This is a genomic window from Clostridium sp. AF34-13 (assembly GCF_003477845.1).
Classification (GTDB): domain Bacteria; phylum Bacillota; class Clostridia; order Lachnospirales; family Lachnospiraceae; genus Butyribacter; species Butyribacter intestini.
The window spans coordinates 26,237-48,106 of sequence record NZ_QUEB01000010.1; the positions used below are offsets into that span (position 1 = coordinate 26,237).

Annotated in this window: 22 protein-coding genes and 1 other annotated feature; of the genes, 13 read left to right on the plus strand and 9 right to left on the minus strand. The window is 34.9% G+C overall.

Translation table 11 applies throughout. The annotated features are described in order from the left end of the window. The first annotated feature begins 480 nt into the window (after window positions 1-480). Together DWZ63_RS09520 and DWZ63_RS09525 are read left to right on the plus strand one after the other, a co-directional pair. Window positions 481-927, plus strand: coding sequence for an Lrp/AsnC family transcriptional regulator (locus tag DWZ63_RS09520; RefSeq protein WP_022014123.1), 447 nt, complete (start codon window positions 481-483; stop codon window positions 925-927). A gap of 16 nt (window positions 928-943) precedes the next feature. Beyond that, a complete protein-coding gene (locus DWZ63_RS09525) occupies window positions 944-2,482 on the plus strand; it encodes a hybrid sensor histidine kinase/response regulator (RefSeq protein ID WP_118499703.1) in 1,539 nt (512 codons plus the stop codon). Here DWZ63_RS09525 and DWZ63_RS09530 read toward each other — a convergent pair. Then, window positions 2,479-2,874 (minus strand): transcriptional repressor, encoded by a 396-nt coding sequence (locus DWZ63_RS09530; RefSeq protein WP_055946277.1) that lies wholly within the window; start codon window positions 2,872-2,874, stop codon window positions 2,479-2,481. The genes DWZ63_RS09525 and DWZ63_RS09530 overlap by 4 nt on opposite strands. Before the next feature lie 193 nt (window positions 2,875-3,067). Here DWZ63_RS09530 and DWZ63_RS09535 point away from each other — a divergent pair, with 193 nt between their 5' ends. Next, window positions 3,068-4,129, plus strand: coding sequence for an HD domain-containing phosphohydrolase (locus DWZ63_RS09535; protein WP_118499705.1), 1,062 nt, complete (start codon window positions 3,068-3,070; stop codon window positions 4,127-4,129). A gap of 157 nt (window positions 4,130-4,286) precedes the next feature. Here the strand turns inward: DWZ63_RS09535 and DWZ63_RS09540 are convergent, their stop codons facing one another. Beyond that, window positions 4,287-4,832: an NADH peroxidase gene (locus tag DWZ63_RS09540; protein WP_022014119.1), complete on the minus strand. Its 546-nt coding sequence runs from the start codon at window positions 4,830-4,832 to the stop codon at window positions 4,287-4,289. A gap of 621 nt (window positions 4,833-5,453) precedes the next feature. Here DWZ63_RS09540 and DWZ63_RS09545 point away from each other — a divergent pair. The 3 genes from DWZ63_RS09545 to rplL all read left to right on the plus strand — a co-directional run bounded on the left by DWZ63_RS09545 (window position 5,454) and on the right by rplL (window position 8,242). Further along, window positions 5,454-6,722 carry a chloride channel protein gene (locus tag DWZ63_RS09545; RefSeq protein ID WP_055946282.1) on the plus strand — a complete coding sequence of 423 codons (1,269 nt, stop codon included), beginning with the start codon at window positions 5,454-5,456 and terminating at the stop codon, window positions 6,720-6,722. Between the two features lie 263 nt (window positions 6,723-6,985). Next, window positions 6,986-7,128: a sequence feature (ribosomal protein L10 leader region), on the plus strand. Window positions 7,129-7,232: 104 nt separating this feature from the next. Next, window positions 7,233-7,733, plus strand: coding sequence for a 50S ribosomal protein L10 (gene rplJ, locus DWZ63_RS09550; protein WP_022014117.1), 501 nt, complete (start codon window positions 7,233-7,235; stop codon window positions 7,731-7,733). 143 nt (window positions 7,734-7,876) lie between these two features. Further along, entirely contained in the window at window positions 7,877-8,242 is a 366-nt protein-coding gene (rplL, locus tag DWZ63_RS09555; RefSeq protein WP_022014116.1) for a 50S ribosomal protein L7/L12, read from the plus strand. A 167-nt stretch (window positions 8,243-8,409) separates the two neighbouring features. On the opposite strand, the gene DWZ63_RS09560 is transcribed toward rplL, so the two are convergent. Next, window positions 8,410-9,255 (minus strand): Cof-type HAD-IIB family hydrolase, encoded by an 846-nt coding sequence (locus tag DWZ63_RS09560; RefSeq protein ID WP_118499706.1) that lies wholly within the window; start codon window positions 9,253-9,255, stop codon window positions 8,410-8,412. 611 nt (window positions 9,256-9,866) lie between these two features. Between DWZ63_RS09560 and DWZ63_RS09565 the strand changes: the two genes are divergently transcribed. The 5 genes from DWZ63_RS09565 (at window position 9,867) to DWZ63_RS09585 (ending at window position 15,064) form a co-directional block, all read left to right on the plus strand. Then, window positions 9,867-10,517, plus strand: a complete 651-nt coding sequence (locus DWZ63_RS09565; RefSeq protein ID WP_118499708.1) for a response regulator transcription factor — start codon at window positions 9,867-9,869, stop codon at window positions 10,515-10,517. Between the two features lie 15 nt (window positions 10,518-10,532). Then, on the plus strand, window positions 10,533-11,915 hold the full coding sequence (locus DWZ63_RS09570) for a HAMP domain-containing sensor histidine kinase (RefSeq protein WP_118499709.1): 1,383 nt from the start codon (window positions 10,533-10,535) through the stop codon (window positions 11,913-11,915). Between the two features lie 205 nt (window positions 11,916-12,120). Next, on the plus strand, window positions 12,121-13,086 hold the full coding sequence (locus tag DWZ63_RS09575) for a hypothetical protein (RefSeq protein ID WP_118499710.1): 966 nt from the start codon (window positions 12,121-12,123) through the stop codon (window positions 13,084-13,086). Window positions 13,087-13,132: 46 nt separating this feature from the next. Then, window positions 13,133-14,056, plus strand: a complete 924-nt coding sequence (locus DWZ63_RS09580) for a hypothetical protein (protein ID WP_118499711.1) — start codon at window positions 13,133-13,135, stop codon at window positions 14,054-14,056. A gap of 246 nt (window positions 14,057-14,302) precedes the next feature. Continuing rightward, entirely contained in the window at window positions 14,303-15,064 is a 762-nt protein-coding gene (locus tag DWZ63_RS09585) for an SDR family NAD(P)-dependent oxidoreductase (protein ID WP_118499712.1), read from the plus strand. A gap of 21 nt (window positions 15,065-15,085) precedes the next feature. On the opposite strand, the gene DWZ63_RS09590 is transcribed toward DWZ63_RS09585, so the two are convergent. The 6 genes from DWZ63_RS09590 to DWZ63_RS09615 form a co-directional block, all read right to left on the minus strand. Further along, on the minus strand, window positions 15,086-15,766 hold the full coding sequence (locus DWZ63_RS09590; RefSeq protein WP_055946301.1) for a C39 family peptidase: 681 nt from the start codon (window positions 15,764-15,766) through the stop codon (window positions 15,086-15,088). A 153-nt stretch (window positions 15,767-15,919) separates the two neighbouring features. Further along, complete coding sequence (gene vanS, locus DWZ63_RS09595) at window positions 15,920-16,999, minus strand: vancomycin resistance histidine kinase VanS (protein WP_118499713.1); 1,080 nt, start codon at window positions 16,997-16,999, stop codon at window positions 15,920-15,922. 49 nt (window positions 17,000-17,048) lie between these two features. Then, window positions 17,049-17,759 (minus strand): VanR-ABDEGLN family response regulator transcription factor, encoded by a 711-nt coding sequence (vanR, locus tag DWZ63_RS09600; protein ID WP_055946307.1) that lies wholly within the window; start codon window positions 17,757-17,759, stop codon window positions 17,049-17,051. A 139-nt stretch (window positions 17,760-17,898) separates the two neighbouring features. Next, window positions 17,899-19,221, minus strand: a complete 1,323-nt coding sequence (locus DWZ63_RS09605; protein WP_118499714.1) for an ATP-binding protein — start codon at window positions 19,219-19,221, stop codon at window positions 17,899-17,901. A gap of 5 nt (window positions 19,222-19,226) precedes the next feature. Beyond that, window positions 19,227-19,970 (minus strand): LytTR family DNA-binding domain-containing protein, encoded by a 744-nt coding sequence (locus tag DWZ63_RS09610; RefSeq protein WP_055946312.1) that lies wholly within the window; start codon window positions 19,968-19,970, stop codon window positions 19,227-19,229. A gap of 28 nt (window positions 19,971-19,998) precedes the next feature. Then, complete coding sequence (locus tag DWZ63_RS09615) at window positions 19,999-20,571, minus strand: accessory gene regulator B family protein (protein ID WP_182431484.1); 573 nt, start codon at window positions 20,569-20,571, stop codon at window positions 19,999-20,001. Between the two features lie 441 nt (window positions 20,572-21,012). On the opposite strand from DWZ63_RS09615, the gene DWZ63_RS15710 reads away from it, so the two are divergent. Both DWZ63_RS15710 and DWZ63_RS09620 read left to right on the plus strand, forming a co-directional pair. Continuing rightward, entirely contained in the window at window positions 21,013-21,174 is a 162-nt protein-coding gene (locus DWZ63_RS15710) for a hypothetical protein (protein ID WP_156335837.1), read from the plus strand. Between the two features lie 203 nt (window positions 21,175-21,377). Further along, window positions 21,378-21,809: a hypothetical protein gene (locus DWZ63_RS09620; RefSeq protein ID WP_055946318.1), complete on the plus strand. Its 432-nt coding sequence runs from the start codon at window positions 21,378-21,380 to the stop codon at window positions 21,807-21,809. Window positions 21,810-21,870 lie beyond the last annotated feature (61 nt).

A 21,870-nucleotide genomic window follows, 5' to 3' on the forward strand; every position in this document is an offset into this window, starting at 1 on the left:
CAAATGATTTCGTTTCATTTGATGATGTTATAATAACAAGGGAATGTGAACTTGCAATGTTATTTTTGTTAATTAAATGTGAACAAAAATTTAAAAAATATCATTTTTTGTAGAAACAGGGTGTTTTTTTGAAAAACTAAAAAATTAACGGATAAAGATTAAGGATAAATAAGTAAAAAGCAAATAAAAAAATCAGGAAACACATAAGTATTTGTCCTGATTTCTTTTGGGCGTTAAAAAATATTAAATTAAAATATATAAGAAAATCAAGGAAAGTTTCCTTCGATTGTCTCAACATCAACAGTTGTGATGATACTATTAAAAGGAATTAAGGTCAAGGGGGAAAAGTTAAGTTGAAATAAATTAACATAATTAACGGGAAATGTGCTATTATAATAAGTAGAAAAATAAAAAACTTAATTTTATTAAGCAAAAAATATTAGGATTTAAGGGTTAATACGATATAGGATTGGAGAAAAAATGAAAAACGATGAATTAGACAACATAGATAAAATGATAATAACAATGCTTCAGGAAAATGCAAGAATGTCTTTGAAAGAGATTGCACAGAAAGTATATCTTTCCTCTCCGGCTGTTTCGGCACGAATAGATACACTTGTTCAGAACGGATATATAGAGGGGTTTCATGCAAGAATCAATCCAATCAAGTTAGGGTATCATATAAAAGCATTTATTAATCTTGAGGTGTCACCAATCGACAAAAAAGATTTTTATCCATATATAAACAGTTGCAAAAATGTTGTAGAATGTAATTGTGTAACAGGTGATTATTCAATGCTGCTTGAAGTATTATTTCCAAGCACGGATGAATTAGATCAGTTTATAGGAGAATTACAAAAGTATGGCAGGACAAAAACACTTATTGTGTTTTCAACTTGTGTGGAGTACAGAGGACTTCAGATGTGATAATGGAGGATAAGGTTTGGATTTTACAGGAGCGTTTGACAATATGCCTGACTGCATGGTGGTTGTCAAACGGAATTTAGACAGAGAAGATGGCTTTGAAGAAGTATATTTAAATAAGGCATTTAAGAACAAAAAGAGTTTAACAGACAGTTTTGAATCAAATGTTCTTTTGAAAATTTTTCGAGACAGATATGATGAAATTAAGATGGTAATATCGGATATTTTTGCGGGGATAAAAAAGGCAGAGATAATTTCTTTGTATAATGAAGAACTTGGAGGAAATTTTTCTGCACAATTTTATATCGCAGGAGAACCCGAATATTGCATATGTATTTTCAGGGAAGAATTTGGAAGCATGGAGAATAAATCATTAAAGTGTGCTTATGATATTTCTAAAGTGGCAAATGAAGCGAAAAGTGCCTTTTTGAAGCATATGGGACAATATATGAAAACTCCGGTAAATTATATTATCGGGATAACTGATATGTTGTGGACATCTAAAAAATATTATCATGACAATGATAAATATATAAGTAAGATAAGAAATGCCTCAGATGTATTGCTGGAAAATATAAATAGGATGTTGGATGTAAGCAGGATAGCAGTCGGAGACACAAGACTTTTATATGAAAAAATTTCTATTAGCGAACTCATTGAAGAAATAATTGGTGAAATAGAAGAAGATATAATCGAAAAAGGGCATGAACTTATTGTAAATATGGATGACATATCACAGGATAATGTATATACAGACAAAATGAGATTAAAGCAGGCAATTAAAAATATTGTGCTTAATGCAGTTAAATATACATATAAAAACGGGATTATAAAAGTTACGGTAATAGAGGGAAAACAAAAATTTGGAAATTTATCAATATATGAAATAATAGTGGAGGACAATGGTCCGGGAATTGAAAAACAATATATTGATAATGCATTAAAAAGTATCATATTTGAACATGACAATAAACAGAATGGACATGGAATCGGGCTTGGTCTTTGGATAACAAAAAATTCCATAAGAGTTTTGAATGGAGATTTAAAGGTTGATAGTAAACTTGAAAATGGAACAAAGTGTACGATAAGTGTTCCGTTGTCAACAGAAAAGGATTATTGTGAGGATAATAATTATCTTTCAGAAAACCAGGCATTGAAATTTATCAGACAAAAAAATAAAAACCAGACAAAAAGAGTTTTAATAGTACAAAATTTAATAACATCCCAAAATACACTCAGACAAAAGCTGATATGTCTGGGATTTGATGTAGAATGTGCTTCAACGGGAAAAGAAGCACTTATGATATACAGGGAAAAAGGAGAGGGGTATTATTGTGCCATAATAACTGATGCACAGCTTCCGGAAATAAGTGGTTATGAACTTGCACTAGAAATACGAAAAGAAGAAAAAGGGATATATCTGCCTATAATAGCCCTGTCAAAAACCCATTATATAGAAGATTCCGTATTTTCGGAGGAAATGGGAATAACAATGCATATCAGTAAGGATGCAGATATATCCGTTTTGAAGGCAACATTTGAAAAGCTAAATATTTAGCAATGTTCCTTTTGGCAGCATTTTTCGCAAAGACCGTGAAAAATAACTGTATGTCCTTCTATTTTGCCGGGAAAGTTTGCATTTGCAATAATGTCGATATGCTCAATGGAGTCCATTTTAATATCTAACAGGCACTTGCAGGCTCTACAGAAAAAATGATTGTGCGGAATGGGATTGCCATCAAAGTGAACAAATCCATCTCCGCAATCTATCTGTATAGCTTCGCCATGTTCTACAAGAAAATTCAGATTTCTGTAAACTGTGCCAAGACTGATATTAGGAAATGTTTTTTGGATATTTAAATAAACTGTATCAGCGGTCGGATGACAGGTAACAGACTTAAGATAGTCCTTTATTGCTTCGCGCTGTTTGCTGTAGCGAATCGTTGACATAAAAATCACTCCTATATAATGGTAAAAAACAAAAGGTTTTAAGTGTATAAACAATAATAATTACTAATATAGTATATTATACCAATAAGGCAGGTATATGTCAAAAAATAATAGTACAAAAAATTTAATAATAAGGTATAATATAAGTTATATTTATCAATAAAGGAATATTGTTATAAAAGGAGAAAATAGGATGGCACAAATGCGTATTCGCTTGAATCGATTGAAAAGCGGAATGATAATAAAGGATAATATTTATTCTAGAACAGGGACATTTTTAATAGGAGCGGGGACTGTAGCTACACCTGATATTATTTCTTTGCTTACAAAACATCTTATAGAGTATGTTAATGTTGAGTATGATTTATTGGCACACGGGCAATCACAAACAAGTACGATAACTCCTGAACAGAAGAAAATATTTAAAGAAAAATTTTGTATAGCAGAGGAAACAGTATCGAAAAATCTTAAGAAAATGGTGTCAAATGATAAGGATATAGATGTAAATGAATTGCTGGAGTCATTAAATGAAGTTGTAACAAAAGCTGACAATACAGTGAATTTATGCGTTTTATTATCGAAGATGAAAGAAAATGCCTCCGGTCTTTATACACATTCTGTTAATGTTGCATTGTGGGGGCAGATACTTGCAGGATGGATGGGATACAGAGAGGATATGATAGAAAAAGTTGCGATTACAGGTATTTTGCATGATATAGGGATTCTTAAATTTACACAAAATGAGTTAGATGATTTTTCCTTTCACAAGGAACTTGAAATGGGAGCTTTTTCAAAACATTCAATGTATGGATATGAACTTGTTAAAAATAAGGATCTCGACCAGAGTATAAAGCAGGCTGTTTTGACACATCATGAACACGCAGATGGTTCCGGATTTCCACTCGGTGTTGACAATAAAAGCTTAAATCCTATACAGAGAGTTATTGAGATAGCAGATGTTTATGATACGCTGCTTATGAGAGAGCCGGGATTTAAGAGAATGTCACCTTTTGAAGTATTGATACAATTAAATGAAGTGGAAGGTAATAAATATGATCCGTCAGCACTTCTTATATTTACATCAAGGCTTGCACAGACTTTCATACAGTGCAGAGTGCGGCTGAATAACGGTCAGGAAGGAAAAATAGTATTGTTTAATAAGTACAGTATATTAAGACCACTTATTCAGGTTGGTTCGGGATTTGTTGATCTGGCATTGAGAAAAGACTTAAATATAGTGGAGCTGCTTGATTAAGCCGGAGTGACATCAAATATGTGTAGCAGTCAAAAAGGCAGTGATATACAGGAAGTATGAAAAATTATAGTCAATATAGTTGATAGCAAAAAAGGAGGAAAACACTTTTGTGATTTCCTCCTTTAAAAATCTTTATACGATGTTTACGCAGAAATTATTAACCGAAATATCTTTCAAGTAAGCCTTTGAAAGCTTTTCCATGTCTAGCCTCATCTCTAGCCATCTCATGAACTGTATCATGGATTGCGTCAAGTCCGAGTTCTTTAGCTTTTTTAGCAAGAGCCATCTTTCCTGCTGTAGCACCGCACTCGGCATCTACACGCATCTCAAGGTTTTTCTTTGTGCTGTCTGTGATAACTTCGCCGAGAAGTTCTGCAAACTTAGCAGCATGCTCTGCTTCTTCGTAGGCTGCTTTCTCCCAGTAAAGTCCGATTTCAGGATAACCCTCACGATGAGCAACTCTTGCCATAGCAAGATACATACCTACTTCTGAACATTCGCCGTTGAAGTTGTCTCTGAGTCCCTGAAGAATTTCCTCATCTACGCCCTGTGCTACACCAACAACGTGCTCAGCAGCCCATGTAAGCTCGCCCTCTTCCTGTTTGTTAAACTTGTCTGCTGAAACTCCACACTGTGGACATTTTTCAGGAGCTGCATCTCCTTCATAAACATAACCGCATACTGAACATACCCATTTTGCCATAATAATAATCTCCTTTTCTAAAAATTATATTGTTTGATTTTTGTTAAAAAATTTGTTGCTTAATCATTAGTAAATAGTAATTATTACTGTTTATGTGTTTTATATTATCATTTATTATTTACTTTGTCAACAGAAAAAATGTATTTTTTTTTAAAATGATGAAAAAATACTGTTTAAGGGTGAAAGTACAATGAAAATGTAGTTGTAATAGAGTGGCAAGGTTGTGTGAAAACCGTTGGAATATAGTGATATATAAGAATAAATCAGGAAAATAGGATAATGGTACGAATATTGTAAATTTTATATAAAATATCATTATCAAAGATGTAAAAAATATATTTTACATCTTGTGGGGAGAAAAAGACCGGTGGTATTGCAAATGGGTTAGGTATGGCTAATAATGATAATGAATACTGATAAAGTATGAAATATTTGTCATTTTGCAAAAAAAATAGTATTCTATTATAATTGATATAGTGGCATAGCGGTTTTGAGGTAAATTAGTGTCGCAGATTGTATTATTGCTGTGTATCTTTTGTAATATTACAAACCGCTTTAATTTTTTGTCGGTGTTTGACAGGAGATGGGTCACAAATCTATGAATAGAGGATAACAAATAAAATGAAAAAGTATCAGATGATAAAATTTTACATATCAAGAATTTATAAAAACATATACAGATTTATTAGATGGGGGATTTTTTCGGCGATAGTAGGAATCGTTGTCGGTTCTTTTAGTACATTGTTTGCGTATTGTCTGAGAGTGGTGACAGAGATAAGAACCGGACATCCGCAGATAATATTTGCACTTCCGCTCGGAGGTATTATTATAGTGGCACTTTACGGAATTTTTAAATATAAAAATGATAAGGGTACAAATCTTGTCTTATCGACAATTCATGCGGAAACAGAAATACCTTTCAGAATGGCACCGCTCATTTTTATATCTACGATTATCACGCATTTTTTGGGAGGTTCGGCAGGCAGAGAGGGAGCAGCATTGCAGCTTGGCGGAAGCATAGGAAATCAGCTTGGAAGATTGTTTAGATTTGATGAAAAAGACAGACGAATAGTAGTTATGTGTGGAATGAGTGCGGCGTTTTCGGCAATATTTGGGACTCCGATAGCTGCATCAATATTTTCAATGGAAGTTGTGAGTGTTGGGGTAATGTATTATGCCGCACTTGTGCCATGCGTATTTGCGGCACTAATTGCATCAAAATTTGCAACACATATGGGCATAGGACCTAATACATTTAATATAGCACATATACCGGGATTTCAGATAGTACCGAGCATAAAGATAATCATTCTTGCAATGTGCTGTGCGGCATTGAGTGTAATTTTTTGTATGGTACTTCACGGTCTCGGCGACATTTACAGGGAAAAAATTAAGAATCCCTATATAAGGATAGTTTTTTCAAGCATTATCATAATAATACTCACTGTTATACTTCATACGGACGATTATATGGGGGCAGGCGTGCCCGTGATAGTGAGGGCGATACATGGAAATGTAAAGCCGATGGCTTTTATATGGAAGATAATTTTTACGGCACTTACTCTTGAAGCAGGATTTAAGGGTGGTGAGATAGTACCGTCATTTTTTATAGGGGCGACTTTTGGCTGCCTTTTCGGTCAGATTTTTGGGATTTCACCGTCACTTTGTGCAGCAGTTGCTATGATGGCTGTTTTCTGTGGAGTGACAAACTGCCCGATAACATCAATGTTGATAGCATTTGAACTTTTCGGCTATGAAGCTGTGCCATTCTTTCTTATTGCAATAAGTGTAAGTTATCTTATGTCAGGATATTATGGATTGTATCATGATCAGACTATCGTTTATTCTAAATATAAGGCAGAATATATAAACAGAAAGGCGAGGGAATAATATAATTGGTAACAGTTCAGCCTTCCATTTATTATATTCATAAACCTGCCAGCAAGCTGTCAGCCGCTGCTACGCAGCTTATGTTTATTTCATTTATAAATGAAAGGCTATTCTACCCAAAAAAGATAATAAACAATAAAATAAGCAAGCTTATTTATTGCCAATTATCTTTTTTGTGCTGAACTGTTACTATAATTGAGATAAAAACGCAAAAAACACTTGACACACATATATATATTGTGGTAATGTTAGTTTTGTTCTGTGAATTGCAGGACACACTGCCGTAGACAGTAGGTGCCGGTGAACCGGTGTAAGTACAAACGCCTACCGAGGAAGATGAATTTCGATATGAATTATTTTCACCTCGTTCGGCTGGATTTATGCGACGAGGTTTTTATTTTGCCTGAAAGAGATTGTGTTTCGTTTAAATATAATCGACTTTTCAGGACAAACTATATTGTCTGTCTGCAGTGGATATTATGGGGAGAACCCAGGAAAGGAGACTTACTCATGGCAAAAGTTGAAATCAAACAGCCTATAGTTGATGAGATTAAGGCAAAGATTGACGGTGCTGCAACTGTTGTACTTGTAGATTATCGTGGACTTACAGTAGAGCAGGATACAAAGCTTCGTAAAGGACTTAGAGAGGCAGGATGTGAGTACAAAGTTTACAAGAACACACTTATGAAGCGTGCTTTTGAAGGAACTGATTTTGCTCAGTTAGATGACTTACTTGACGGACCATCTGCTATCGCTATTTCAAAAGAGGATGCAACAGCTCCTATCAGAGTGCTTAACAATGTAGCAAAGGAAGCTGAGGCACTTGAATTTAAGGGTGCAGTAGTAGAAGGAACATTCTACGATGTTGACGGTGTTAAAGCACTTGCAAGCATCCCTTCAAGAGAGGAACTTATTTCCAAGTTACTTGGTTCTTTACAGTCACCTATCACAAATCTTGCTCGTGTTCTTAATCAGATCGCTGAAAAGGGTGATGGAGCTGCAGAGGCTTAATTATTTGAACGAAACGGGAACGGTAGGTTTCCAAAGAAAATGCTGATGTTTGCACTTTCGGTGTGAGCGGCGGCAGGATACTACATCAGTCAGATGACTGATGCAACGAATTTATAAAATATATTTATTATGGAGGTAATGAGATGACAACTCAGGAATTTATCGATGCTATCAAAGGCATGACAGTTTTAGAATTAAATGATTTAGTAAAAGCTTGTGAGGAAGAATTTGGTGTTTCTGCAGCAGCAGGTGTTGTAGTTGCAGCAGGTGCAGCAGGTGCTGACGGAGCAGCAGAGAAAGATGAGTTCGATGTAGAGCTTACAGAAGTTGGACCAAACAAAGTTAAGGTTATCAAAGTTGTTCGTGAAGTAACAGGTTTAGGACTTAAGGAAGCTAAGGAAGTTGTTGACGGAGCTCCTAAGGTTGTTAAAGAGGGTGCATCTAAGGAAGAAGCTGAAGACATCAAAGCTAAGATCGAAGCTGAAGGTGCTAAGGTTACACTTAAATAATTTACTGAACATTTATGATGTGAGGAAAATATACTGTCATACAGACAGAAATAAAAAGGCGGACTGCTTTCAAAGTAGTTCGTCTTTTTTATTGATGTGTCTCTGCCAAAGGCGTTGAAACGAGAAGCGATGTTTAGGAGGAAATTAGAGCAGGCTTCGGATGAGTATTAAAACTCATCCAGCACTTTTGCAACACCGTTATCTTCATTTGATAATGTAACAAAGTCGGCTTTTTCTTTGACAATATCAAGTGCGTTTGCCATCGCAACGCCGTATCCACAATGTTCTATCATCTCAATATCGTTTATATCATCACCAAAAGCACATATATCTTTAAGTGAAATATCAAGATAATCTGCCATATGTTTGATGGCATCAAGTTTGCTTGCTTTTTTGTGAAAAAATGTATATGTGGTTTCACCACGGTAATGGAAATATTCACAGCTGCATTTGTCGGCAATGGCTTTTGCAATATTGTTATCAGATATATGAGCAACTATCTTGCACGCTTCTTCGGGAAATGATTTGTCTATGTCAAAATAAATTCCCGGAGAGTGATCCTGTTTTATATTGTTAAAAGATTGATTTTCAGGTTTTTTGCTGTTTGAGGCTGCATTGATATTGACAACATTTTTTTGGTCTGCAGTAGTGTTAGTATTATCAGATGGAAACCTATACAATGCCGTAGTTGTTGGAATGGCTATGTGGGAAGTGCAGTCATATTTTTTTAGTTCGTTTATTATGTCGTTTGTCATATCTTTAGTCATTGTGCGTGAATATACGAGTCTGCCGTTTTCATATACAAGTGTTCCATCGGTAAGTATCTGAAAATCTGCGTGAAGTTTTCTTGCATAATAAGAAGCACCGACTATGTATCTGGCTGTTGCGATTGCAATGTGAATACCTTTTTTGCGGCATCGTTCAAAGGCTTTTATGGTTTCTGCTGTTATTTCTTTATTGTTATTTAGGGCAGTTCCGTCTAAATCCGTAACTATAAGTTTTGGTGTAAACATCTTTTTCTCCTGTTTTTTAAATATATTTTACCATATATAAGTAAGTTAATATATGAAAAAATATATACAAAACCAAGTTATCTGCACTTACATTTTGGGCGTTTTTTGCATTTTTGACATTTGCGGCATTTTTTACAGTCGCAGAAAGTGTCGAGCATTTTTGAAACTTCGTCCCAGGAGTGTTTCATACAGATTGCTTTTCTGTCAAGACAGCAGTTATATTGGGTTGCTTTTCTAATGCAGTTTTTGATGGACATATGTTAGAGTCTCCTTTTGACAGGGAATATAGATGCCCGTGAAACTATCATACATTATAAAATTGAACAGCTATAACAAATAGAATGCAATATATAATTTGTTTCGTAAACATCTATATTATTATATTAATTTGATAATCATTTGGTTACTATTTTGTAGTATGCTATATATGAACTGTTACTGTGTTTTGGTTAATGTTTACTCGCAAGTTTGACAATAGCTGTCAGGCGATAGGCAGAAGTTATAAAAATACAAGAGCTAGAGGTGAAGTTAGATGACAATCTGTTGCAGAGCAAAACAGATTGTTATTATATAATCATCTTATAAAAAGTTGCTGAGAAAAGAGGTTTATTATGGCTGGGATTTTAATTGTTGAGGACGATACTACAATAAATGAGATGGTTGCAAGAAATCTTAAGATGGTAGGTCATAAATGTACACAGGTGTATGACGGTAAAGAGGGACTTGAAATGATTGAAAAGGGAGATTTCGACTTGGTGCTGCTGGATGTTATGCTGCCCGGAATGTCGGGGTTTGAGATTATGGAAAAGACTAAGGATGTACCGGTAATATTTGTAACGGCAAAGGGGGAACTTAACGATAAACTGCACGGTCTTTCGATAGGAGCGGAGGATTATATCGTAAAGCCTTTTGAGATATTGGAACTTATCGCAAGAATAAATGTAGTGCTCCGCAGGGCAAAGAAAAATGATGATGTCTTTAAGATAAGTGATGTTGAGGTAAATCTTGACAGGCACGATGTATTTAAAAATGGGGAGAGAGTTCAGCTTGCACCGCAGGAGTATGAGCTTCTGGAAGTGCTTATTTTAAATAGAAATATGGCAATGTCGAGGGAGAAACTTCTTGAACTGGCGTGGGGATGGGACTATATGGGAGATACAAAAACGGTTGATGTTCATATAAGAAAACTTAGAAAAAAATTAGGGCTTGAAAAGGAAATCTGCACGATAAATAAGCTTGGTTACAGACTTGAAACTGATTAAAAAGAGGAGATTATTATGAAGTTATGGCAGAAATTATATGTGGTGCTTATTATTCCGATACTGCTGATTTTAAATATTGCGATATATCTGCTTTTTGGAATTACATATAAGGAAAATATTGCAGCGGAAAAAAAACAGGCGGTCGGGGATTTTGGAATGATAATTGACCAGATTTATGGTGAAATGCAGCAGTCACAGTTAAATGACAAGGATGTTAAAAATATAATTCAGAAATATACCAATTATTATAAACAGCAGAAGATAGAACTTGGACTATGGCAGGGCGAGAAAAAAAAGAAGATTTATTATTCGGATAAGGCTCATTTTAATACTAAAAAAAACAGCATTAAAAACAATAAGGTTATAAAGTGTTATATTGACGGGCATACAAGACTTATGGTGTTTAAGCTGCAAAAATATAAAAAAAAGACATTTTATTTTGGATATGAGAAAACTCTATATAATCTTGACAGTATGTGGAAAAATATCAGAATATATTATGCGATTGGAAGTCTTGTAATATCAATTATTATGGCATTGTTTATGATAGTTGTTTTGCAGAAATGCATAAAACCGGTGGAAAATCTTAATGAGACAGTTAAAAAAATGGCAGGCGGCGAACTTGAGACAAGAACCGATATAAAAGGAAGTGATGAGCTTGCTGTTCTTGGAAAGAATATAAATATAATGGCAGAAACGATAGAGAATAACATGAAACAGATTATGGATGAGGCAGAGCGTAAACAGTGGTTTATTGATAATCTTGCACATGAAATGAAAACTCCGGTAACAGGGATTTGCGGCTTTGTCGAGTATATGGAGAGAGCTAAGATTTCCGATGAAGAAAAGATGGAGTGTCTTGGGTTTATAGGACATGAAGCAAAGCGTCTGCAAAATATGTCATATGAGCTGCTTGACCTTGCGGTAATAAGACATTCCGACATTAAAAAGCAGAATATCAGTATGAATAAATTTACGGATGAGCTTAAAAAGTGGCAGGAGAAGAGATTTGCAGAAAAGAATATTAAAGCAGAGTGGGAAATTAAGGCTGACCGTTTATTCGGGGACGAGCTTCTTTTGGAAATGCTCATAAGAAATATATTTGAAAATGCGTTCAGGGCAACAGATGAGGGTGGAAAAATAAGTACATATGTATATGAAAATGAGAAAAATACTGTTTTCGAGATTACTGATACAGGCTGCGGAATGGAGCCAGAGGAACTTGAGAAGATAAAAGAACCATTTTATCGTGTAGATAAGTCGAGAAGCAGGAAGCAGGGAGGAACGGGACTGGGTGTTTCACTTTGCCAGAAGATAGTTGAAAAGCATGACGGCTCAATGGAGTACCGTTCTAAAAAGGGAGTCGGAACGACAGTAACCGTGAAAATCCCATTATAATCCGAAATGTTTACCGTTTGGTAACCTTATGGTTGTTTTTTGGTAAGGACAAAGCTGTATATTTTGTAACATAAAGTGAATGAGATTTTTAGATAAAAGTCAAAAGTCACGGCTGCCTGCAGGCTATAAGGTAAAAAAATTATTGATGCAAACAGAGATGTGGAATTCACTTTAAAAAATTATAATAGATAGGGAGGAAAAAGTTATGAGATGTAATAAGAAAGTTTTAATGATTGCTACGACGGTCATGCTGGGTGTAGGCTGTATAGGTCTTATGGGAGCAATGAAATACCAGAATGTAAAGACAGAGGCATCAGACATAAAAGAGTCTGAGGTGGCCAAAGCCGGTATTGATGTTACCAGTGCTACTATGGAGGGGGAGACTCCGGATGAGGTTGAAAGGAAGATGGATAAGGAGGTTGTAGAGAAATATACTTATAAGGGATATGAAATTTCATTTATAAGATACAAAGACCAAAAAACAAAAGAGTATCTTTCGGACAAAGAGCGGGACGGTGACTACGGTTATAAAAAGACATTCAGGGAAATTATTGACAATGCGGAAAAGAGCGGATGGAATTATATGCTGGAAGAAATGAAAGGGAAGAAAAATCAGATAACGGCAGAGGTAGATTGGAAAAGAGATGAAAATAAAATTGTAAATGGAAAGTATTATGGAAAACTTATAAGAGAATGTAATATCCGTTTTAAAAAACCACAGATATATGAGGGTAAATATACTTCATCTTACGATGTGATTGGCTGGTTTTCAACCATTGCAGCAACAGGTAAATATACAATGGGCATAAGGTCAGCAAGCTCAGAATTATTAGAAGCTCCGGAACAGTGGAGACTTCCGTCAAAAGAAAAGAGACAGGAAGTAAAAGAAAAATTAGATAAGTGTAAAAATATTTCAAATGACAAAAAAGCAATATATAAGAGTATTGAAGAAAATAAGGATAAGATAATAAAAGAATTAAAGGAAGTGTATAATATAAATCTTGTAAAAATAGTAAAGGATTCATATTATGAAAAATATAAGTTTGCTGAAAATGAGATGAATAACGGTTTGATTGAAATTTATGGCTATATGGATGATGGTCAGGAAATAGAAGTGCAATATGATTTAGTCGGTAATTATATATATTATGTAAATTACAAATACTGGTAGAATTAGAATGAAATCTTAAATTAAAAATAATTGGGAGGAAAAAGTTATGAGATGTAATAAGAAAGTTTTAATGATTGCTACGACGGTCATGCTGGGTGCAGGCTGTGTGGGACTTATGGGGGCGATGAAGTACCAGAATGTAAAGACTGAGGCATCAGACCTAAAAGAGTCCGATGTGGCAAAGGTTGGGGTAGATGTTTCTAGCGAAAGTATGGAGGGCGAGACACCATCCGAAGGTGAAAGAAAAATGGATAAGGAGATTATTGAGAAGTATAATTATAAAGGGTATGAGATTTCATTTATAAGATATAAAGATCCAAAGACAGGTGAATATCTTTCTGATAAAGTAAAATCCAGCGATTACGATTATAAAAAGACATTCAGGGATATTATTGATAAAACGGAAAACGGTAACTGGAAGTTTATGTTTGAATGTCTTAAAGGAAAAAAGGATATGATAACAGCTGATATTGACTGGCGGATAGATAATTCAAAACTGGTTAATGAAAAATACTACGGTAAATTGATTAGAGTATGGAACATACATTTTGGCATAGAAGACCAAGATAGCCCTTTGAATGTTGCGTATTTTGTGACAGATGTTGAAAGTGGAAAATATACTCATATTTCAATGAACAGTAAAATTGACTGGATGCTTACATCGGGAAATATGAGTGATAAAGTTAAGGCTGAGTTCAAAAAGTATGAAAAGCTCTGTGCAGATAAAACAAAGATGAATAAATGTGTTAAAGAAAGTGTTGCTAAAATAAAAAAGCAGATAAAAGAGCTGTATGGAATAAATATAGTAAAAGAGGTAAAAAAAGATTATTATACACATGAGTATATTTCAAATAACCTGACAACATTTGGGTCAATCACATTTAATGGTAAGACGGATGATGGCAGGAAGATAACTGTTGATTATGATGTGGAAGGTGATTATATAAATAATTGGGATTATCAGTATTAGGAATTACAAAAATTATATTTTAACATTATCAGGCAAGTAGCAGAGCGGATTATGAATATTTGCTTGACTTCCTATTTCTGCACACATTTTTTGTGCATAGTGTAAAAAATCTTGCATATATGAATTTTTCACATTATGATATAAGTGCCAAAATCAGCATCGGTGGAAAATCAGGGAACAATAATCCTTTTGATGTGATTTGCTTTAGACTAGACACAACAAACAGAAATGGAGTTTGAATATAATATGAAATATGTATTGATAACGGGTGGAACAAGCGGTATAGGGTTTGCTATGGCAGGTGAATTTCTTGAAAGAGGATATGGAGTGATACTTGCTTCATCGAGCAGAAAAAATCTTGCCATAGCAAAAAGAAAACTTGAAGTTAAAAAATCAAAGATTGTGAAAAATACGAGGTATATCATTACGATAGAGCAGGATCTTTCTGTTGAAGGTGGGGCAGAAAGATTGTATCACAAAGCAAAAACTCTTGGTGTGGATATAGAGATACTTGTAAATAACGCAGGCTTTGGACTGACGGGTGGGACTGAAAGTATAAATAAAAAAGACGATAAAAAAATGATACAGTTAATTGTGACTGCACCGGTTTGTCTTTGTAAATTGTTTTTGCGTGATATGTATGAAAAGGGGAGAGGAAAGATTTTAAATGTGGCTTCGACAGGAGCATTCCAGCCGGGACCATATACCTCGACATATTTTGCGGGCAAGTCTTTCATATACAGTTACAGCAGGGCGATAAGGCAGGAGGCAGCAGTAAGAGGTGTGGTCGTGAGTACACTGTGTCCGGGAACAACAAGAACAAAATTTTTTGAAAAAGAGGGACTGAAAACACCAATATGGGCAATGTCAGCAGAAGGAACGGCAAAAATTGCAGTTGACGGACTGATGCGTGGCAGAGGTGTTATAGTTCCGGGAATAATAAACAATGTTTTAAGGTTAATACCATCGGGGATTAAGATGTACTTTGTGGGAATATTAAAGAGATAAATTGAATGTTTTATATGGGCATCAGTTTTTGCTGAATGCCCATAAATTTTTAATCTGTTTTGCGAGTGTTTCATAGTCCCAAAGCCGGCTTCGTGAGCGGCTGTTGGGGTCATTTACTTTTATCTGTCCGTTTTCTGTTTTGGTGAGGACTATAAAGTGTCCTGCTGTCGTAAAATCGCCCGGTTTCATGCTGCATATGATGGGGTCGTTATTTTCAAGATGAGAGAATACAGTGTATTTGCTCAGTGGAATTTCTGTTCCTGTTATGCCAAATGCAGATGCACCTTCGGTCATCAGGCTCCAAGAAGTACCTGTTCCCTCTATATAATAGCCGTTTCTTTCGGCGAATTTTGCAACTTTATATGGTGTTATCTGTTTGTTGCGGGTAAGTCCGGATATTACCATTGAAAGACAGGTTGGGGCACAGCCGGATATTCCTATATCTGAATTTCCGTAAGCTGCATCCCTCCAGCGTTTATCCCATTGGATAAGGAGAGGTATGCCCTCTGAAAGTTCTTTTGAAGTAATGTTTCCGTGAGATTTAGCAGTTTCAATGCTGCCGTTATTTAAAACGGCACTTATGGCATTTGATGCCGTATCGATTACTTTAGGAACACCACGGAATATTATAAAAAATAAAAGTATTGCAAGTGTAAGTTTTTTAAGATTTCTTTTTCTTCTTTTATATCTTTTTGTACTCATAGATATTTCCTCCCACTAAACTGTTATTAGGTGTTAGCGAAACTTTCGCTATCTGGGATTATTTTAATCTATGAGGAAATATTTTGTTTTGAGAAAATCATAAGTAAAACTTACAATATTCTTGCATTTTGTGTGTAAATATAGATAAGACCGTTATAAGTCATTTCTAAACACAACCTCAAAACTGATGCTCTCATTTTCGCTTGCAGCATTTATCTGTCCGCCGTGAAGTTCAACAATCTCTTTTGCAATGGCGAGTCCAAGTCCGGCACCGCCTGTTGATGAGGCTCTGGATGAGTCAAGCCTAAAAAACTGCTCAAATACACGGCTGAGTTTTTCAGGAGAGATTGTCTTGCCATGATTTTTAAACAGAATATGTATATCCTTATCCTGCTTTGTGAGTACACAGGTTATTTCGGTGTCCGGATAGCTGTAATTAACGGCATTGCGGATAAGATTGTCAAACACCCGTGAGAGTTTGTCGGGGTCACACATAAGATTTATATCAGGTGCAATATCAAGATTCCAGCTTAATTTATGCTCTGATAATATAGGGAGAAATTCGCTGCATATCTGTTCGAGCATACGGCTTAAATTGACTTTTTCGATATCAAGTTCAATGTTTGTAAGGTTGAAGCGTGTAATATCAAAAAATTCGTTTATTAAATCTTCGAGCCGTTCGGCTTTATTTAGTGCTATCGAGGTGTATTTTTCGCGTGTTTTTTTGGGAATATCAGGCTCATCCTCTAACAATGTCAGGTAACCGATAACACTTGTAAGTGGTGTTTTGAGGTCATGGGCGAGATAGACTATAAGGTCATTTTTTCGCTGTTCAGCTTCTTTGGCAAGCATGGAATTGTGAACAGCATTTTCTCTTACGGCATTAAGTTCGTCCTGAATGGATTTTAAATCTTCTGACAGAACGATAGGCTGTTCTGCCTGAGTGGTAAGTTTTTTTGAAGCATTAAGTATTTCGTTGATATATCGTGTCCACTTCACAAGAAAGGATATTGTGACAATAAACCATGTAATAAAGCACAGAAAACCTCCGATAAGCCATTTATGTGTCTTTATTGATTTAAGAATAATGTAATCCGGGTCATCGGGATACCAGATTTTGAGGGAGCAGACTGCCGCTCCGATGATAAATATAATAAAAACAAGTGCGATAAAGCCGATAACGGTAAGCATATATCGTTTGATAAGTTTTTTAGTAAGGCTGTTATTTTTCATGTGACACCTCTGTTGATTATTTTTGAACCACAAATAGGCTCTTTACTTTTCAATCATCAATCGTATATCCGACACCCCATACCGTCTTGACATACTTAGGTTTTCTGGCAGGTTCGTGCAGCTTTTCACGAAGTCTTGCAATGTGCGTCATTACGGTGTTGTTGCTGTCTATGTACTTTTCTTTCCAGACGGCTTCAAAGAGTTCTTCCGATGACACCACATTTCCCTTGTGTTCACACAGATACCAGAGAATATCAAATTCAAGCGGTGTGAGGGCAAGTTCTTTATTGTTCAGAAATACTCGGTGACTGCTTTTTGAAATGTTTAGGCCTCTTATATTATGTTCTGTTGTTGGAGCAAAAGTGTTAGTATTTTCATTATCGGCTTTGTTGTAACGGGTGTAGCGGCGAAGCTGCGTTTTTACACGGGCGGTAAGTTCAAGCGGATTGAAAGGTTTGCAGATATAGTCATCAGCACCGAGAGTAAGCCCTGTAATCTTGTCAGAATCTTCATTTTTTGCCGTCAACATGATAATAGGGAAAAAATAATCTTTGCGTATCTGTTTGCACAGAGAAAAGCCATCAATATCGGGAAGCATTACATCAAGGATTGCGAGGTCGAGTTTTTCGTGCAGGGCACATTCGAGTGCATCTTTGCCGTTGTAAAATTTAAAGACCTTAAAACCATCGTTTTCGAGATATATCTGGACAAGGTCTGCAATATCTTTTTCATCGTCTACTATCATTATATTTGTACTCATAAAAAACTCCTCCGGGAATGTTTGTTGAAGTTGGGGGCAGAATAACTTTTAACCTTAGCTAATGCTGTAGATTGCTATCTTAACCTTATCATCATATTATCACCCGGAAATAGAGGTGTCAAAGATAGAGATTTTTATCTCAACACTTTTTTTGTGAATTGGATTTCTGTTTTAAATTTAATATAGGGATGGATATTATGGTTGTGTATTCATCATCGGTCATGTCGCTTATCATCATGCCACGGTTTTTCTTGACAGTTTGGTCAACATTTGTCGTGCCGAAGCCATGTTCTAAAGAGGTGTCAGGCTTAATTTTTTTGGGAAGATTTTTGGTGCTATTGCAGCAGTCTATACGAAATTTGTCATAAGCATCTATATAGATGCTTAGCTTAATCCATCTGTCAGAAACAGCAAGCTTTTTACAGGCATTGATACAGTTGTCAAGAAGATTTCCAAGTATTATACACAGGTCATAATCTTCTATGGGGATGCGTACTGCCTCTAAATTTAAGGAAGTAGAGAATACAATACTATTTTCTTTAGCCAGGTTACTATAGTTGCTTAGTAATGAGTCGATAACCAGGTTTCCGGTGTTGAAAAGAGAATAAGTATTCTCAAGGTCTTCATATGAAGCTTTAACATAAGTGTTGAGTTCGTCATATCTTTTTTCCTCGATGTATTTTAAAATGGTAAAATGATGTTTCTTGGTGTCGTGCACAACGCGTCGTGTATTTCTGTATGTGGTACTAAGCTGTGAATATTTGTTTTTCTGAAAATTAATCTGCTGTTCGAGCTGTGTGTTTTTCAATACCAGCTTATGCGTGTATTTTATGCGTTCAAGGATAAAATAATTTGTAATATTTAAAATCAAAATACAAGGTAAGATAATAATATTATAAAAGGAGATTTTACTGCTATAAAAATTTTGAGCTGGCATCGCAATAAGCAGTATCAACGATATAACAGGTGTGACGAGACTGAATATATGATACTCAAAATCAGATTTTTCGCCATCCTTTGAAAACATTGTAAAAATAAGTATAAACAAAAATAATATTATTTTTGAACCAAAACCTAAAACAGCAACAAGATATGGTGTTTCATGTTTTAATATATCAGGAGATGTAAGTTTGATGATGAGCATAAAGGTAGCTTCAGAAAAAGTAGCAAAAAATTGAAAGATTATACTGTAGATAACTTTTCGCCGTAAAGTAGTCTCATACAAAAAACATAATGCAAAGGTGGAAAGTATGCTTAAAGAAATGGTTACAAAAACAGAGAACTGTTTGTCAGGATTGTGAAATAAAAGCTGGTTTGCCATTAAAACAGATTCAGCCAGTACAAATGCGGCATAAAACAGGGGTGCGGGAATATTTGTCCTGCGTGTGTGAAAAGCCCTGTTGAGATAAATAAAGGCTAAAAGCATATCGGTGATATAAGATAAAATGTCAAATATTATCATTTAAACTAAACCCTCCCGGTGTCATGTATGACCAACTGATGTTTATAAGCTGTTTCAAGCTCTTTCCTCATGCGGCGGCTTAGAGGAAGCGTATCAAGATTATCCATTGTCAGTTCTGAGCCAGAAAAAAAGTGAATATGGGCAATATTTACAAGAAAACTGTTGTGGCATTTTTGAAAAGGAAACTGTTCCAGTTTTTTTGTCCATTCTTTTAAAGTGCCTTTCGCAGTGAGCTTTTTATCTGTCAGACAAAATTGTAAAAGATTTTTTTTGGAATCAATGGTCTCAATATATAAAATGTCATTAAAATTGACTGCTGTTGATGTATTATCAATAGCATCTATAGTAAGGTAGCAATTATTATCATCCATGTCAAGGCGGATTTCATCGAGAACTTCAAAGAGAGTTTCTTTGCTTACGGGTTTTTGCAGATAGTTATAAGGGTGTACCTTGAAACTGTCATGCATATATTCAGGATAACTGCTCACAAAAACAATAAATACATGGCGGTCTATACTTGAACGGATAATAGATGCAAGCTCTATGCCATTTGGTTCAGGCATTTCTATATCGAGAAAGACTATGTGATAGTCATTAGCGTGCCTGAAATTTGTAAGCAGGTTCTTACTGCTCTTAAAAGGAGACAGCGTAAGATTCATATCTTTTTCAAACTGATAATTTAAAATAAGATTTGTTGTTTCTTCTAAAAAGACGGGGTCATCATCACAGACGGCAATTCTATAGTTCATATTAATCCTCCCTGTTAGCAGTTTATATTTAGTGTTTTAATTTACCGATTATCTGATTTATTGCAATTATAAATATACAGGCGTTTATCATAAGATAAAATTCAGGCATATCATTATAAATAAATGCCGTATATACAGTTGAAATTAAAATTATATATATAATACAAAATTTTTTTAATCTGTGCTTTGCATCTGAGACAAGTCTGTTGTTTTTGTGGTCGACGGGTGACAGATACATTATAAGTACACAACATATTATATAGCATATATTTAAGAGTGTTAAAGATATATTACCCAATAACTGATAACAAAATAATGTGACAAAATACAATGAATAAGATAAAATGCTGCACATTATGCGGGTTGAAGCATGAGCACCTCCGGCAGACATTTTTAATGGAATGATAATGACTGCGAATAAAAGTGCGGAAATAAATCTGTTAAAGATAAGTCCTGACAAAAGAATGGTCAGCGGAAATATAATAGTATCTATTGCATATTCAAAACAATAGATATAGGAAGCCCTGTCGTCATTACTTATAGTGCCTGAATTGATAAAAAAATCTGTTATATGCGTTGCTGCTGTATTTGATATTTTCATAGTATTCCTCATTTCTGTTTATGTACACATTTTATATATCGGTGTTTGTGTCAGGTGTGCACGGACACTAAGTTTGTGTGAAAGATTTTGCTGTTTATAATAATTATCCATAATATAGTTGTTTTTGCATCTTGTATTCCCAGATATGACTGGTAAATAATTATTATACATGAAAATATATAATTGTGCCAAAAAATGGGAAAAGTGGTCAAAAAACGGGGAAAAGTGGTAAAAAATAGCAAAAAAACAATGAAATTTACCACTTTTCCTTAAATTTTGACCACTTTTCCCATTTTTTCGTTTTTGGTCGAAAAAAGGTGTATAGTATAAATTGTGCAAGATAAAAGTGCAATTTTGATTGCAAAAGTTTGTCTTACACAAAATTTTATCTGTTAAAGACTAAAAAGTCTTGAGCGGAGTACGGAAAGGAGAGAGGACGGGTTGAGAAAACTAAAGAAGTTTATCGAAAAGCATGGCAACAGGATTTGTGCTATGGCGGTGGCTTTCGGGGGAGTTTCTGTTATGAGTTGCAGAACCTTTTTGTTTGAACCGGAAAAGCCAGAAGGCTTAGAAAAGCTGGTAAGCAGCCGTGCTAAGAAGTGATGTTGATGTTACAGTGTAAAAATGTAACATTAATATCGAAAGGTGTATAAAGGGAATGGGACTATTAAACAAAATACACCCTCACCCTTAACCTCTACCCGGGTGAGGGCTGTTAAGATGATGTGGGTAGAAGAAAATAACAAAATCACTTTACTAATGTATTATGATAAAGATTTAATGAAAGAAAGAGAGAATATAATATAATGAAAAATATAAAAATAAGCGTTATAATGTTGGCTATGTTAAGTATGATATTTTCAGTGAAAGCATATGCAAAAACTTCAAATGAGGGTAGAAATGTAGGATTTGTTAGGGAATACATAAAAGGAAATGCCTATAAACAAATTGTGAAAGGCAATAAAAATGTGACGAATAAAAGTTTAAATGTTACTGTGACAACAATGTATAAAGACGATGGAAGTTCAAGCGATTATAAATATAGTATATGGCGAGTTGTTAATATCAGTGATGGTGTACTCATTAGTAATAAAACAAAAGTGGCACAGGGAATATATACAACAATTCCACTCAGCAGGGTTACATCAACAAAGAAAAAACTTGCAATAAATGTTAAGGGGAATACAAGTAATTTAGATGCAGAAATAACAGGAACTATTTATCAGTTTAACAAATAGACTATAGACTAAGTAATTATAATATTTAGTAAAGTGAAAATGTTATACAATATACTGTACA